Genomic DNA, 14362 nt, shown 5'->3' with positions numbered 1-14362 from the left:
CGCTCGTTTGCGCAGCTCAGCTGGGTAGGAGGAAGGGCGTGCCATGACTCGATCCTTTCATGGAATCGAGTCTCTACCGAACCCGGAACGGTTCAGACTTCGCTCCCGCCGAGGTTCCGCGGTCCTTCGACAGCACCTTGGCGGTGCTCGAAGATTTCTCGCCGACCTGGTATCAGGACATCAGCGACGCCGCAGAGCGCCGCCACCTCGACGGTCTGGCGCTCGCCGAAACCGTGGTGGCACTCGAAGGCCCTGACCATCTCGCAGAGCTGGCCGAGCAGCTCAGTCGTCAAGCCGCCTCTGTTCGACGCTGCTGGCACCAGGTGGCGGTGGTCCCTTTCTTCCCACCGGCAGGCCGACCGCCCGCAGCTCGGCGATGCCGTCCGCGGCCTCCTGCACGGGCATCAATATGGCCGCCATGAGAGCCCCGAATGAGAGGTCTCTACGCCCGGCGGTCCACAATCACAGTGGGTGAGCGCACTGAAATCTTTCGTGCGCTACTGAAATCTTCACTGAAATGAATCTTGCGCTACTGAAATCTTCAGAGCTGTCCGACATCGGCCGCAAGCCCAAGCTGTACGAGCCGGTGGCCGAGGCCATTGCGGTGAGCATCCCCGAGCGTCGATCCGGAATGCTGGCCGACGTCCTGACCGAAGCGGTTCTGACCGAGGGAGAAGGCGAATCGGCCCGCGAGGCCGCACTGCGTGTGGCATTCCAGCGGGGCGAGGACCTGGGCGGCGCGGAGCGTGAACGGGTACGTCCCGGGCGGCTCGGCGCCGAGCGGGGGCTGCCCCTGGCAGCCGGCATGCTCGAGGACTTCGGTTTCGAGCCGGAGCGCGCCGCGCCCACCTTGGTGCGCCTGCGCAACTGTCCCTTCCATCCGCTGGCGGTCAGGGCTCCGGAACTGGTCTGCAGCGTCAACCAGGCTTTCCTGGCCGGGTATCTGCACGGCCTGGGAAGCGATCACACCGAAGCCGTGCTCGCCCCGCGGTCCGGCGCATGCTGTGTCGAACTGCGTGGGAAGGGCACGGCCGGAGGTACCTCGGAGACAGGAACCACCTGCGGCCGGTGAGCCACAGCCTGCTTCGGCTCGCGGGCGTCGACGTCACCCCGGTGCCGGCCCATCCATGCACATGAACAGCTGGAGTCACCATGAACTCCACCCATGCTGCCGAAGCAACCCTGAGAGGAGTGGGAGTGTGCTGTGCCGTCGCCAACACGGTGCTGCACACTCTGCTCGTTCCTGATCATCTCGAGGAGAAGTTCTACATCGGCCTCCTGTTCGCCGTGGGCAGTGCCGTCATGCTCGTGGTGGCGGCGGCCCTTGTCTCCCTGAAACACGCCATGGCCGCATGGCTGACCGGATCCCTCGTCAGCCTTGGCATGATCATCGGTTTTTCTGCTGTCGCGCACCATCGGCCTGCCAGACGGTTACTACGAGCCCGGCTGGGAGCCCCCCTACGGTCCCCTTTCCTTGATCGTCGAGGCGCTTTTCGTCCTCGCCTTCCTCACCTGGCTCGGACAGAGGACAGGGACTGGCACAACTTCCCGGCTGCCGCACAAGGTGGACCGCGAGCGGATCACGCAGGGGCCCGGCCCGTCGAAAGCCGGATGAGGGAGGAGCGGCGGGATTACGTGGGTGCGCTCCGACGGCGGCCGTCCGGGACTCCGTCAGCCTTCACTCTGCTGCGGCGCCGACCCCAGGGGAGGAGGTTCACCGGTGTGGCCGGGCGCTGCGGCGCGTGGCTGGAGGCCGTGATCGTGCATGCGGTGCCGCATTCCGCTGGCGGTCACGGACAGCCAGTCGCGCAGGCTGAGGCCGCCCGCGCGGCGCCAGGCTGCCTGGGCGACAGCGTCGACGGCGGCGCAGGCCCAGCAGCCGGGCACCGGAACGAAGGCGTTCGTCGGCGGGCTCGTCGGTGGGGATGGATGGCTGGCATCCCCGTGGTCATTGCACATGCCGGGTAAACCTCCGAAGAGGGCGTCGGTAGTGATGGCACGGAGTCGACGGAGAGGGGGCTGAGACCTGCGGCCCCAGCCCCTTCCGAGCGCCTCCTCGGTGTCGGGCGTACGGCAGGCGATGGGCATGCCGACCGCGCCCCCGGACAGGGCGACGTACCTCTCGACGGGTGAAGCGGCGCGTTGCGGCATGGCGTCCGGGAGTGTCGCCGACGGGGTGCTCCACCGCGGGCGGCGTGGGGAGCCCGTTCAGCTGAGGATCGGGATGAGGCCGAGCGCGAAGACCACGTAGAAGCCGGCCGCGACCGCCAGGCGGGCGGGGGTCAGCTTGCGGGCGCGCATGGTCAGCAGGAGGTAGACGATCGCGGCCATGGTGATCAGCCCGGACCACAGGAGGGCGGCGTCGAAATGCCAGCGGGTGAACAGCAGACCGAGGCCGGAGGGCACGGTGGCCTGGATCATCATGGCGCCGGAGATGTTCGCCAGCGCGAGCTTGGTCTTGCCCTGACGGACCCAGATCACCGCGTTCATGATCTCCGGCAGCTCGGTGGCGATCGGGGACAGCAGCAGCGCGGTGACCGCCGCCGACAGGCCCAGCATCGGGCCGATCGCGTCCAGCTGCTTCACGAACAGCTGCGAGGCGAAGAAGATCACCACCAGAGTAACCAGGGTTTGTGCGACCACCGCCCAGGTGGCCGGGGAGGCGGCCTTGGGCTGGAACTTCAGCGGCTCCAGCTCCGGACCCTCCTCGTCGTCCCCGTCGTCGCCACCGCGGATCTCCCGCCAGAAGTAGACGGCGTAGGCGGCGAAGAACAGCAGGCCGAGCACGGGCTTGAACGTGAACGCGACCAGGCCGAGCGCCACCTTCACGATGAAGATCGGCAGGAACCACTTCTGGTCCTTCGCCAGCCGCTTCATGTCCGCAGCACTTCCCAGAGCATCCTCGGCCTCCGGGTAGGTGGGAGCCATGCCTGTCTCGGCGAGGACGGCGATGCGTTCCTTGCGGCGTTTGAGCAGCAGCATCGCGCCGGTCACGCCGTAGGCGACCGTGGCCAGCGCCAGCGGGCCGCCCATGGCCGCGCCGACACCGATGTCCTTGGCCTCGTCGGTGGCGCCGGTGGTCACGGCGACCAGCGTCACGACGGACTCGGGCAGCGCGGTCCCGAAAGCGGCGAGGATCGTGCCGACCGCCATCTTCCCGACGTTGAGGCGCTCGCCCAGCCACTCCACGGCGTTGACGAACCACTCACAGGAGAGATAGATCGCCACCGCACAGACGATCAGCAATACGAAATGAATCACGGGTCTCGCTCAGCCTTCCCGCACCAGCGGGGGCATCGAGAACAACCGCGAAGGGGGACGGCGGCAGCTTCGACCCCGCCGACACGCTGTACACGTCGTCGACAAAGGGCCGAAGGTCTCGCCCACCCGCATCCTTACCGGAAGCGAGCCCGGCCACCGGGAACCCGAGGGCTCCAGTGTGTCGACGACCGGTTTGCGGGGCTACTCCCCTTCGCGATGCTCACCCTACACAAGCCTTGCGGCTCGCTCAGTTGCCGAGGTCACTCCGGGCTTTGCGATCGGACCCTCTCCGGCGTGAGGCCGCAGACCGGAGCCCTTGCCGGACCCGGCTCTTGCGCGGCGGCGGCGAACGCGGCGGAGAGGTTAGCCGTGTTCCGGCGGGCCAGCCCGACTGGCCGGTAGCAAAAGTATGCGAACTCGATATGTAAGACCTGGATGCAGGTATTGCACGCTACTGACCAGTCGAGTCGCGGGCGCTTCGCGGAGGGGCCCCCGCTCTGGGCAGGTCGATATGGACTCGCCCAACTGGCCACTTGCGTCCGGTTGTTGCGGTGCGCAATCCCGGCGGATCCTCCGCGGCTCCCGGTTTGAGCGGAGGTGAATCCGGCCGGGCTCCGGCAATGAGCCGGGCTCCCGGGTGCGGCGGCCGCCCACTCGCGAACGCACGTTGTGCATGAGGTCGCATTGACCATGCACTGCTACTTAGGTAAGCCTTCCCTCATTCCTGTGAGTCCTCTTGGAGGTATCTGTGTCCGCCACGCCGTCGAAGTCGTCGGTTTCTCGCCGCCCAGCGCCCGCGCTGTCCGCGGCCGGCCCGGCCCGGCCGTTGAGCCCGAACGACTCCTGGTGGACGGTGGCCGCATCCGCTGTGACGGCCTGTCTGGCGCTGTCGGCCTGTGCGTGGGTCTCACTCCACCTGCACGCCGACCCTGCCCTGCACACCGCGGCCCTCTTTGTGCACCTCGCCTCCCTGATCCTCGGGTTCGGCGCGGTCCTGGTCGCGGACTACTACGCGCTGCTGTGGATGTCGGGACGCTGCACCCTGCGCGAGACCCTCGACAGCACCGCACGCCTGCACGTCCCGATCTGGTCCGGGCTCGTCGGCCTGGTCGTCAGTGGGGCAATGCTCCATCCCGATCTCGCCTCCAACCTCACCCGCACCAAGCTGGCCCTCGTCCTGATCCTCACCCTCAACGGGCTGCAGGCCGGTCTCCTCAACAAGCGCATGCGCGGCGAGGCGACACTTCTGGCGAGACGGACCCTGATCTGGGGAGCCGCTACGGCCCTGATCTCTCAGGTCTGCTGGTGGGGCGCCGTCGTCATCGGATTCACCAACAGCCAGCACTAAGGCCCCTCCCCGAACGCAGAACCCCCTGCCGGAGCCGGCCGACGGGGGTTCCTCACCTCTCACAGCCCCTATGAGCGGGGTCCTGGCTGTAGCCATCTGACCAGGTGGAAGACCTCTCGGGCCGCATAGCGTTTGAGGCATCGGACGATTTCGCGTCGGGTCTTGCCCTCCTTGCTGCGACGCTCGGAAGACTCCTCATTGCGCGGGTCGAAGCGCAGGCGGGTCCGGCGACATGCTCCGCGTGGCCGAGTCGCTCACCCCGGGGGAAGTCCACGGTCACGACAACCCGATCCGCGGGGCGGCAAGCCGACCGGGCCGGACAGCCGCAGGAGTCGGACGTGCTCCTCCCGCCTCCGAGCGCTGTCCGGTGGCCCGGATTTGTTCTGCGTTCCGGGTGCTGGCGAAGAAGCGTGTGCGCGTCCGAGCCATCTGCCCTTCGGCGAACCGGCGGATGCCGCCATGGCGGTGGATGCTCTCGGCGTGATGCCGGTGGCGGCTGCTGTGGGTGTGGGCTCGGTGCGACTGTGGATCAGGGAGGTGGCCGCGGCGATGAGGGCCATGGCGATGGCCAGGGTGAAGACGACGACCAGGCCGTCGTGGAAGGGCCGGGAGATCAGGTGGGGGAAGAACTCGCGCCCGGTCAGGATCGCCGCGTTGGCCCGTGGTAGGTGGCTGAGGATTGCTGGGCCGAGGAGCTGCTGGATGGGGTTGTAGCCGAGGAAAGCGGCGAACAGGACACCGACCGGCGGCAGCGAGGCGACAGCGTGAGCGGCTGGGGCGGGCACGTGCTGGGCGGTGAGGCCGGAGCTGAGGGTGTGCGGCAGTGAGCCGGCGAGTCCGGCGACCATCAAGGAGAAGAAGACGCCCATGGACAGCACCGTGCCGGCGTTCTGGAAGGTGGCGCGCATGCCGGAGGCGGCGCCGCGGGCGTCCGGCGGAACGCTGGACATGATGATCGATGTGTTCGGCGCTGCGAACAGCCCGTTGCCGAGGCCGTTGAGCAGGACCAGGGCGGCGAAGAGGCCGTAGGGGAAGTCGGTTGGCAGGAGGAGGAGCCCGGCGAAGGAGGCGGCCATCACGAGGCATCCGGCGACGGCGAAGGGCCGGGCGCCGAATCTGTCCGAGAGGGCTCCGGACACCGGTCCGGCCGCGAGGAAACCGAGGGTGAGGGGCAACAGGTAGATGCCTGCCCACAGCGGGGTGTCGGCGTAGTCGTGGCCGTGGAGCGGCAGCCAGATGCCCTGCAGCCAGATGATGAGCATGAACTGCAGTCCGCCGCGGGCGATCGCGCCCAGGAGCGTGGCCGCGTTGCCGCCGGTGAAGGCGGCGTCGCGGAACAGCCGCAGCGGAAACATCGGTTCGGCGACGTTCGCCTCCACGATGCAGAAGACGGCCAGGGTCAGCATGCCGCCGATGAGGCCGGCGAGCACCCAGGGGTCGGTCCAGCCCATGGTGTGTCCGCCGTACGGCTGGATGCCGTAGGTGATGGCGGCCAGCAGTGCGGTCAGGCCGGCGGCGAAGGTTAGGTTGCCCCACCAGTCGATGCGTCCCGGGGTGCGCGTGCCCGTCTCGTGCAGCGACTTGTACGCCCACACGGTGCCGAACAGTCCGATCGGCACGTTGACCCAGAAGATGGCGCGCCAGTTCCACTCCACGAGCGCGCCGCCGAGGACCAGGCCGATGAAGGTGCCGGCGATGCCGGCGACCATGTTCACGCCGAGCGCCATGCCGCGCTGCCGGGCGGGGAAGGCGTCGGTGAGGATGGCGGTCGAGTTGGCCATCAGCATCGCGCCGCCGACGGCTTGCACGATGCGCCATCCGATCAGCCACAGCGCACCGGCCGAGCCGTGCAGCGGGTCGGCCGAGAGGATCACCGAGGTGACGGTGAAGATGACGAATCCCGAGTTGTAGATGCGGACCCGGCCCCGCATGTCGCCGAGTCGGCCGAGGGTGACGACCAGCACGGCGGTGACCAGCAGGTAGCCCATCAGCATCCACAGCAGGTAGCTGACGTTGCCGGGCTGGAGCGGGTCGAGACGGATGCCGGTGAAGATGCCGGGCAGCGAGATCAGCACGATCGAGCCGTTGACGGTCGCGATCAGCACGCCGAGCGTGGTGTTGGTCAGCGCCACCCATTTATAGCGGGGGTGGTCGGCGCTGATCCAGGCACGGCGACCGCGGGGCCGAACGCCGGGGGCACTGCCTGCCGGGCTGGGGGTTTGGCCGGTGGTCACCGGCAGTCCTCCCTCCTCCGCTTCCTGTCGGAAGAGCGGGTCAGTTCACGGTTGCCGGGCTGAGCGCGGGTATGGCCGCGAAAGTCGTCCACGGAGCGCGGTCGACGACCAGGCGGCGCAGCGTGCGTACCTGGCGTGGTGCGTTCCAGCCGAGTACGCCGACCACCCTCCCGTGGTGCCCGTAGGTGGCGGCGAAGTGGCCGTCCGACGTGTCGCCGTAGACGATCCGCATATCCGCGTCCGGCGGGAAGATCCCGTACGCCTGGATCCTGGTGTCGTACTGGTCGGTCCAGAAGTAGGGCACGGGAGCGAACGGAGTCGCGTCGCCGAGCAGGTTGCCGGCCACGGCCATGGCCTGTTCGGTGGCGTTCATCCGGTGCTCCAGCCGCATGCGGGTGCCGAAGTGCGCATTGGGCCAGGAGGCGACGTCGCCGGCGGCGTAGATCCCGGGTGCCGCGCGGCAATACGCGTCGCACTCCACCCCGTCTCCCAGCCGCAGGCCCGAACCTTCCAGCCAGCCGGTCGCGGGCGCGGCGCCGAGGGCCAGGACGACGACGTCGGCCGGCAGCGTGGTGCCGTCGCCGAGTTCCACTCCGGTCACCCGGCCGCCGGCGCCGCGCAGCCGGCGTACCGGCACTCCGCAGCGCAGGCGGGTTCCGTGGTCGCGGTGCAACTCGGCGACGAGCGCACCGATCCGGTCCCCGAAGGGGCGCCGCACCGGGACCGGCTCCGGTTCGGCCACGGTCACGTCCAGGCCCATGGCCCGGGCGGCCGCGGCGACCTCGGTGCCGAGGAATCCGGCACCGACCACGACCACCCGGGGCCCGGTTCGCAGCGCGGCGCGCAGGGCGATCGCGTCGTCGAGCGTGCGGAGGACGTGGACTCCGGCCAGATCGCCGTCGGGCAGGCGCCGGGGAGCCACACCGGTGGCGATGATCAGAGCGTCGAAGCCGATGCTCTCGCCGCCTGCAAGCCGCACCCGGCGGCCCGGGACGTCCAGGGCGACGGCGCGCTGCCCGAGCCGCAGGTCGGCCCGCAGCCGCGCGAGAACCGGCAGGGAGCGAAGGGTGGCACGTTCGGGCCCCCAGGCGCCGGTCAGGATCTGCTTGGACAGCGGCGGACGGTCGTACGGCGGACGGGATTCCTCACCGATCAGCGTGAGGGTGCCGTCCCAGCCGCGGCGACGGAGGGTCTCGGCCGCGGTCAGGCCGGCGGCCGAGGCTCCCACGATGACTATCCGCTTCACTGCTCGTCTCCCTGTTCCTCCACCCAGATCGCCTGGGCCGGACAGAGGGCGACGGCCTGCCGGACGTCGCCCGCCAGGCGCTCGGGCGGGGTGTCGACGAGCAGGACGACGATGCCGTCCTCCTCGCGCTGGTCGAACACCTCCGGTGCGCTCAGCACGCACTGACCGGAGGCCACGCACTTGTTCTGGTCGACGATCACCTTCATCGGATGCTCCTTTCCTGCGCGGCACTTGGCCGCGCTCACCAGGTGACGGGCAGTTCGTAGACGCCGTAGACGTTCCCGTCGTGCTTGAACGGGATCTCGTCGAGATCCACGGCGAGCTTCAACGTGGGGATGCGGCGGTAGAGGGTGCTGTAGACGACCTGCAGCTCCACCCGGGCCAGCGGCTGGCCCAGGCACTGGTGGACGCCGAAGCCGAAAGCCACGTGGTGGCGGGGATTGCTGTCGATGTCCAGTTGGTCGGGGTCGGGGAAGGCCGCGGGATCGCGGTTGGCGACGTCGTTGGAGAGGACGACGCCCTCGCCGGCGCGGATGGTCACGCCGCCGACCTCGATGTCCTCCAGGGCCACCCGGCGGCGTCCGCTGTGCACGATGCTGAGGTAGCGCAGGAGTTCCTCGACCGCCGAGGCGACCGCCTTCGGGTCGTCGCTCTCGCGCAGCCGGGCCAATTGGTCGGGGTTCTGCAGTAGGGCCAGGGTGCCCAGCGCGATCATGTTCGCGGTGGTCTCGTGCCCGGCGGTCAGCAGCAGCATCCCCATGCTTGCCGCTTCATGCCGGGAGAGCTCGTCGGCCCTGACCCGCTCGGCCAGCGTGGAGAGCACGTCGTCGGCCGGGTGGGCGAGTTTGACGCCGATCTGCTGGTCCAGGTAGTAGAGCAGTTGCTGTGTGGCCACCCGCGCCTGCTCCACGGTGCTGGTGCGCTTGATCAGGATCTTGCTGTTGGCCTGGAAGAAGTCGTGGTCGGCATACGGGACGCCGAGCAGCTCGCAGATCACCAGTGACGGCACCGGCAACGCGAAGCCCTGCACCAGGTCCACCGGCTTGGGCTCGGCGAGCATGGTGTCGATCAGGCCGTCGACGATCTTCTGAATGGCAGGCCGCAGCGCCTCCACCTGCCTGATGGAGAAGGTTGCGGTCACCATTCGGCGAAGCCGGGCGTGCTCCGGATCGTCCATGTTGATGAAGGTCCGCGACTGCCTCCGGCGCTCCTTTTGGGCCGGGCTCAGATGGGGGTAGTGCGGGAGGGTGCTGTCCGAGCTGATCCGCGGATCGGCGAGCAGAGCCCGTACGTCGTCGTAGCGGGTGACCAGCCACGGGGTGCTGCCGTCCCACAGCCGCACCCGGCTGATCGGAGCCTGGTCCTGCAGGGCGTGCAGGGCCGGCGGCGGATCGAAGGGGCAGCGGGCAGCCCGGGCCATGGGGTAGTCCGGTACCGGTACCTGCGCCGACGGCACATCGGTGCCGGGTGCCGAGAAGGTGTTCATGGTTCTCCGCCCTTTCCGGAAGTCGGATATGGGGGCAGTACCGGGACCGGGCCCGGCGCGCGTGGGGCGCGACGTGGCAGCGGAGCAGGTCCCGCCTGCGGGAGGAGACACCGAAGAGCGCAGCCAGGAGGCTCAGGAGGGCGATTCGCCGCCGGAAACACTTGGTCGCGAGGCGGCTTGCACCATCCGGCGCACGATGGGCAGGGCCGAGCGCATGGCCTCGCCCAGCGCCCGCACGTCCTGCTCGGGCAACGCGGCCAGTATGTCGGCCACCCGGGCACACTGCGCGCGCCGGCGCGCGGCCATCACCTCTCGCCCGGCTTCCGTGATGGCAACGAGGCGGACCCGCCCGTCCTCGGGATGGCCCACTCGAGTGGCCAGGCCCTGGTCCTCCAGCCGCTGCACCAGAGCGGTCATCGACGGTTGGGCGATACCCTCCGCCGCTGCCAGCGCGGTCAGCCGGATCGGACCTTCCCGCTCCAGCCGGCTGAGCGCCGCGGCGGTGGTCAGACTCATGCCCTGCCGATCCGACAGAAAGTGTCTGACCAGCCCGGTGGCCAGCTCGTTCAACGCCGCCGCCACCTCCTGGCGACCCTCTTCGGGTGTCTCATCCATACCTCCACCCATATCACCCTTCTATATAGCTTGTCTATATTCTCCACGTATATAGACAAGCTATATAGAAAAGTGATATATATGCCGTAGCCCCAGCCCCTTGAGGGTTCTGGTCACAGCCCAGGCGCCACGTTGGCGCCGGAGGAAGGTGATGACCGTGACCTGCACCTACGGCCCAGAGGCACCCCCACGGCAGGGCCCTGCTCGCAGTCTGTCGGCATCCGTCGGCACATGGACCCTGGCGCACCGCCCGGAAGCCGCCGGAGAGGCCCGCAAGATCACCAAAGAACTCCTGGCTCAGTGGAGTGTCGCCGAGGACGCGGCCGACTCGGTCCTTCTGACCGTCTCCGAACTCGTCACCAACGCCGTGGAGCATGCCCGGCCCCCACTGAACTTCGGACTGAGCCGCGACCCGGGCGCCCAGCGAGTGCACATCGAGGTGTCCGACGGAGGCCCTGCCGCCATGGACGGCGACTGGGCAGGCAGCTGCACCCCCCCACGAGCACGGCCGCGGACTGGAGATCGTCGACCAGCTCACCGCCGCGCACGGCGACCGTGCGGAACCCGGACGCGCTGTCCACTGGGCCGACGTCACCAGCGTGCCCTGACTCGACCGTGCGACGGAGCCCGGCGCGCGCGATCGTCCCCGCGTCCCGTACGGAGCGGCGAGTGAGCATCGGGTACGCCCGCGCCTCAACCACCCGGCAGGCGTCGGCGAGCCGGCTCAAAGCTCTCCTGCTCACGCGGTCGGCAGCGTCTCCACGGACGGCGCCAAGCCGCCTTGAGGGGCGCTCAGTGGCCGAAAAAGCGAGGGGACCGCCTTCCGACCTGCAGCCCCCGCTGAGATGTAACGCCCTGAACTGCCGTCGAGGTGTCGACGCTATCCACGTTGGTCATCGCCGGATGCCCGCCAACGGCTCCGAGACACCCTGAGCTCACTACCCGACGACAGGTTCCAGGACGAACACCGGGAACTGCCGCGAGGTCTTCTTCTGCATCTCGGCGTATCTCGGAAAGACAGCGACCGCGCGCCGCCACCACTCGGCCCTTTCCTCGCCGGTGGCCTCATGGGCCGTCATGTCCTGCTGTACGAGGCCGTCCTGGAGTTCGACATGCGGATCGGCCTTGACGTTGAAGTACCACAGCGGATGCCTGGGGGATCCGCCCAGCGAGCCGACCACCGCATAACGCCCCTCGTGCTCGACGCGCATCACCGGCACCTTGCGGATCTTGCCGGTCTTGGCGCCCCGGGTGCTCATCACCACCACGGGCCACCCCGTGTCCCGCAGTGTCGTCCCCCTTGTGCCGCCGGAGCTCTCGTACACCTCCACTTGCTCGCGCACCCACTGCGTCGTGCTGGGTCCATACTCGCCCTCAAGAGACATGGCATCCGCCCTCTCGTCGCAGGGAGGTCCTCGCATCAGCCACAACGCCAGTACAGGCATCAGACATTCCGGACATTGGATGGCCTCGCAGGTGGACGTCCCGCCCTCGGTCGGGCCCGCCTGTCGCCTGAGGCCATCGCCCCGAGAACCCCCTGGAGCTCGTCGTCACCTCGGGCAAGAACCAGAGCAAGCGCACCCCTCGGTCGCCGCGGCTTACCGCATCCTGGCCGAGGGCGAAACAGTCGAGCTCATCACCGGATTCTCTTCGGGGCTACGCGCCTTGCTCTGCGAGTGTGACCTTCCGTCCGGTGCGTGCCGCTTCCCGGATCCGCTCCAGCATCCGGTGTCGCCGGACGGCGTGCCGGAAGTCGGGAACGCCGTCCTCATCCGGTGCAAGGTTCCCGGTGATCTGGTCGCGCAGAAGCGCGTACTCGTGGGCGACGTTGCAGGCGGGTTCGGCGGATCGCTCGGTCCATTGCGTCAGCGAGCGCTGATAGCGGGCGGGAACCGGAAGTTCGGTCAACGCGCCCTCTTCTCCCCGGGCGCCGTACAGCCGCAGCCGCCCCTGGAACCACAGAGCCTGGTCGGCCTTGACGACGAGATCGCCCTCCGTGCCGTTGATCTCCCAATGAAACGCGGTGGCGCGGGAGGTCCCACCGCGAAAGTGCATCGCGGCCATGGCCCCCGACTCCAGCACACCAGTGACGGCGATCTGGTCCTCTGCAGTCTTGGCCGCGACCGCCCCGCTCGTGACGTTCGTGACCTCCGGGCGCAGGTTCTCGATGAGAGCCGACACCTCGCGGAACTCCCCCAGCACCATGGCCAGCGCGTCGACCGAGTGCCCGAAGGGGATCGACAGCAGCGTGGCGCCACTCGTTGCGTCCAGAATGTACGCATAGTTGTCGTCGTAAGTGGCGCCCCCGATCCAGCCCGACCCGAGCATGCTGGTCGACAGCACCCGCCCCACATAGCCGTCGGCAACCAGGTCCCGCAGATACCGAAGCGGCGGAGCCGACCGCGCCTGCAGACCGACAGCCGTAAGCACGCCCCTGCGATGCGCGAGGTCGGCCAGCTCCTCGGCCTGCGCGAGGTCGGCACCGAGCGGCCACTCGCTGAACACCATCTTCCCCGCTTCCAGCGCGGGCCGGATGAGCTCCAGGTGGTGCGGAACCTTCACCGTCACCACCACGAGATCGACTTCCCCACTGCGGGCCAGCTCCTCTGCGCTGTCGAAGGCCAGCGGCACCGCGTACTTCTCGCCGGCCGCACGCGCCGACTCGGCGCTGCCGGCGCTCAGCGCCCGCACCTCGTATCCGTCGAGCCCGGCCAGCGCCGGCATATGGGCGGTGGCCGCCCAACCGCCGCTCGCGCTCAGCCCTACGACACCGACACGAATCGGCTCCCGATGAGGGGAAGTGGACGTCATGTGCACCCCAGCATTCGCGACCGCCTGCTCTCTCACCTCAAAACGGCCCATAGCCATGGAGGACACGGTCCGGGCATCACGTTCAGCGACATGCCGATCGGTTCGCCGCTCGTCAACGGCACCTCAACTCGGCGAGTTCACTTCCCCGCACCCTGCCCTGCGGCTCGTCGTCGCCGCCGAACCGGCTGAGGACGCTCGACCAATGACCGGCGCTACACCCCGCCGAAGTGCGGACGGCACGAGGCCGTTGTCATCCGGCAGGGGCATCCGTACACGCATCCGTACACCGTCGAGAGCGGCGAACCGGAGCCCAGCAAGACCGCGTCGAACACCACGCACCAGGCCCTCCCCGAACGCAGAACCCCCTGCCGGAGCCGGCCGACGGGGGTTCCTCACCTCTCACAGAAGGTCACACTCGCAGGCCAAGGCGCGTAGGCCCCGAAGCGAGTCAGGTCCTGAGGTTGACCGTTCACCCTCGGCGAGGATGCGGTAGGCCCTGACGACTGAGGAGCGCTTGCCCTGGTTCTGCCGGAGGTGATGACGAGCGTCCGGCGCGACGGCCGGGAGCCGGTCGGCGAGGCCGGTGACGGTCTTGTGGGTGATCGCGAGGTGCTCCAGGTGGGTCTCGGCCTCCCGTAAAAGACGGCGCCGTCAACCCGACGAGCGTTTCGAGGCCGCCTGACGTGAGTCGAAGGGCGGCTGTCGGTCTCAATGGCTCTCGTCTCCGGCCGGGGAGCCGAGAGCAGCGTGCATCGCCGCGCCGTCCACGTAGGAGTGTTTCTCGCTCACCGCACCGTTCTCAACCAGGACGAAGTCAACGAGATCGACATCGACCGCGGCGCCGGAGGCGGACGTCCCGGTCAGCGTCCACTGGACGACCCAGAAGTCCTCACCGCAGCGGAGCGAGACGAGTTCGAAAGCGAGGTCGGGGACGAGAGCGAATATCTCGGCCGCCGCCTCACGGACAGCCGCCCGTCCCCGCACGGGTCCGTGCCCCGAGTGCAGATGGAACACTGAGTCGTCCGTGTGGAGTTCGGCGATCCGGTCAGGATCGCGAGCCTCCCAGCAAGCGTGGTAACGCTCGAACACCTCACGAGCGGCAGTCGGCACGGGCACGCCTCCATTTCGCGGGACCAGCAGCGCACCGCATGCAACTTCCCGGACGGCGTTGCGTCAAGGCATTTTCAGTAGAGCGGGCTGTACCGGCGCCTGGGCCGTCCCCGGCCTTCCTGTGCGATGCGCCGGAAGGCCGGGGCGATGACCAGGGGCCCCGTATGCGCCACGGGTGCCGTGGGCGAGGCGCCGTCGATGCCTTGGCTGACTCCGCAGCCGCGCTGGCTCTCCCCTGTTCGCTACCCCCC

Annotated in this window: 13 protein-coding genes; 3 read left to right on the top strand and 10 right to left on the bottom strand. The window is 68.8% G+C overall.

Features of this window, described 5'->3' with window-relative positions; all coding sequences use genetic code 11:
* Positions 1-92: 92 nt before the first annotated feature.
* The gene (locus ACIPSA_RS50220) at positions 93-293 is read right to left on the bottom strand and encodes a hypothetical protein (protein ID WP_402648744.1); all 201 of its coding nucleotides are present in this window, start codon (positions 291-293) and stop codon (positions 93-95) included.
* Positions 294-586: 293 nt separating this feature from the next.
* On the opposite strand from ACIPSA_RS50220, the gene ACIPSA_RS50215 reads away from it, so the two are divergent.
* A complete protein-coding gene (locus ACIPSA_RS50215; protein WP_402648741.1) occupies positions 587-1072 on the top strand; it encodes a hypothetical protein in 486 nt (161 codons plus the stop codon).
* A 1136-nt stretch (positions 1073-2208) separates the two neighbouring features.
* On the opposite strand, the gene ACIPSA_RS50210 is transcribed toward ACIPSA_RS50215, so the two are convergent.
* Complete coding sequence (locus ACIPSA_RS50210; protein WP_402648739.1) at positions 2209-3261, bottom strand: sodium:calcium antiporter; 1053 nt, start codon at positions 3259-3261, stop codon at positions 2209-2211.
* Positions 3262-4009: 748 nt separating this feature from the next.
* Between ACIPSA_RS50210 and ACIPSA_RS50205 the strand changes: the two genes are divergently transcribed.
* Entirely contained in the window at positions 4010-4609 is a 600-nt protein-coding gene (locus ACIPSA_RS50205) for a hypothetical protein (RefSeq protein WP_402648736.1), read from the top strand.
* Between the two features lie 254 nt (positions 4610-4863).
* On the opposite strand, the gene ACIPSA_RS50200 is transcribed toward ACIPSA_RS50205, so the two are convergent.
* The 5 genes from ACIPSA_RS50200 to ACIPSA_RS50180 all read right to left on the bottom strand — a co-directional run bounded on the left by ACIPSA_RS50200 (position 4864) and on the right by ACIPSA_RS50180 (position 10190).
* Positions 4864-6843, bottom strand: a complete 1980-nt coding sequence (locus ACIPSA_RS50200; RefSeq protein ID WP_402648734.1) for an MFS transporter — start codon at positions 6841-6843, stop codon at positions 4864-4866.
* A 40-nt stretch (positions 6844-6883) separates the two neighbouring features.
* Positions 6884-8089 carry an NAD(P)/FAD-dependent oxidoreductase gene (locus tag ACIPSA_RS50195; protein WP_402648731.1) on the bottom strand — a complete coding sequence of 402 codons (1206 nt, stop codon included), beginning with the start codon at positions 8087-8089 and terminating at the stop codon, positions 6884-6886.
* Complete coding sequence (locus ACIPSA_RS50190) at positions 8086-8295, bottom strand: ferredoxin (protein ID WP_402648729.1); 210 nt, start codon at positions 8293-8295, stop codon at positions 8086-8088. The genes ACIPSA_RS50195 and ACIPSA_RS50190 overlap by 4 nt, the downstream gene beginning before the upstream one ends.
* A gap of 35 nt (positions 8296-8330) precedes the next feature.
* Positions 8331-9575, bottom strand: coding sequence for a cytochrome P450 (locus ACIPSA_RS50185; protein WP_402648726.1), 1245 nt, complete (start codon positions 9573-9575; stop codon positions 8331-8333).
* 132 nt (positions 9576-9707) lie between these two features.
* Entirely contained in the window at positions 9708-10190 is a 483-nt protein-coding gene (locus ACIPSA_RS50180; protein WP_402648725.1) for a MarR family winged helix-turn-helix transcriptional regulator, read from the bottom strand.
* A gap of 151 nt (positions 10191-10341) precedes the next feature.
* Between ACIPSA_RS50180 and ACIPSA_RS50175 the strand changes: the two genes are divergently transcribed.
* A complete protein-coding gene (locus ACIPSA_RS50175) occupies positions 10342-10863 on the top strand; it encodes an ATP-binding protein (RefSeq protein WP_402648722.1) in 522 nt (173 codons plus the stop codon).
* A gap of 265 nt (positions 10864-11128) precedes the next feature.
* Here ACIPSA_RS50175 and ACIPSA_RS50170 read toward each other — a convergent pair whose 3' ends face one another.
* The 3 genes from ACIPSA_RS50170 to ACIPSA_RS50160 all read right to left on the bottom strand — a co-directional run bounded on the left by ACIPSA_RS50170 (position 11129) and on the right by ACIPSA_RS50160 (position 14111).
* Positions 11129-11575, bottom strand: a complete 447-nt coding sequence (locus ACIPSA_RS50170) for a nitroreductase family deazaflavin-dependent oxidoreductase (RefSeq protein ID WP_402648720.1) — start codon at positions 11573-11575, stop codon at positions 11129-11131.
* Positions 11576-11846: 271 nt separating this feature from the next.
* On the bottom strand, positions 11847-13058 hold the full coding sequence (locus ACIPSA_RS50165; protein ID WP_402648718.1) for a Gfo/Idh/MocA family oxidoreductase: 1212 nt from the start codon (positions 13056-13058) through the stop codon (positions 11847-11849).
* A 651-nt stretch (positions 13059-13709) separates the two neighbouring features.
* The gene (locus ACIPSA_RS50160; protein WP_402648715.1) at positions 13710-14111 is read right to left on the bottom strand and encodes a nuclear transport factor 2 family protein; all 402 of its coding nucleotides are present in this window, start codon (positions 14109-14111) and stop codon (positions 13710-13712) included.
* Between the last annotated feature and the right edge of the window lie 251 nt (positions 14112-14362).

The organism is Streptomyces sp. NPDC086549 (genome assembly GCF_044746205.1).
GTDB lineage: Bacteria > Actinomycetota > Actinomycetes > Streptomycetales > Streptomycetaceae > Streptomyces.
This window is presented reverse-complemented; position numbering and strand designations above follow the sequence as displayed.